At 76.4% G+C, this 605-nt stretch carries 1 pseudogene; it reads right to left on the reverse strand.

Going from position 1 to position 605, the window contains the following annotated elements:
• Positions 1-605: pseudogene (locus tag G3573_RS21900) on the reverse strand (hypothetical protein); the annotation flags it as partial.

The raw sequence follows: 605 nt of genomic DNA on the forward strand, positions 1-605 counted from the left end.
GGGGTGTAGACGGCGCGGGCCTCGATGGGCGTGACCACGCCCGCGCGCAGGCCGCGGAACACCGCCTCGCGACGCGCCGCGTCGGTGGCCGAGGTGTCCTGGGCGACCGCGGCCAGCACGGCCGGCGGGGCGGACGCCAGGGCCGGCGTCAGGTCCAGCTGCAGCCGCCGCGACAGGGCGTATTCCAGCGGATCGTTCAGCGACGCCTTGGCCGAGACGTCGGCGGCGGCCAGGGCCGCGGCCAGCTTTTCGAAGGCGGCGTCCTTGCCGCCCTGCTGGCGCCAGAGGTCGAGCGTCAGCTGGGCCGAGAGCGGATCGCCGGAGATCAGGTGACAGAAGGTGCGCAGCTTCAGCCACCAGACGCCGTCGCGGTTCTGCTGCAGACGCTGGCCGGTTTCGCAGGCGCGTTCGTCGCGGCCGAGCAGCAGGGCCGCCTCGGCCTGGGCCCGCGACAGGCCCTCGTCGGCCTCGACCTGCGCGGTGCGGTCCAGGATGCGGGTGGCCGCCACCGGGTCGCCCAGCGCGATCAGGGCGCGCACCCGCAGCGCAGCCAGGCTGGTGTCGGCGCCGGCGCCTTCCGGCGCGCCCGCGCCGGTGGCCAGCAC

Source organism: Caulobacter sp. 17J65-9 (assembly GCF_010975005.1).
Lineage (GTDB): Bacteria > Pseudomonadota > Alphaproteobacteria > Caulobacterales > Caulobacteraceae > 17J80-11.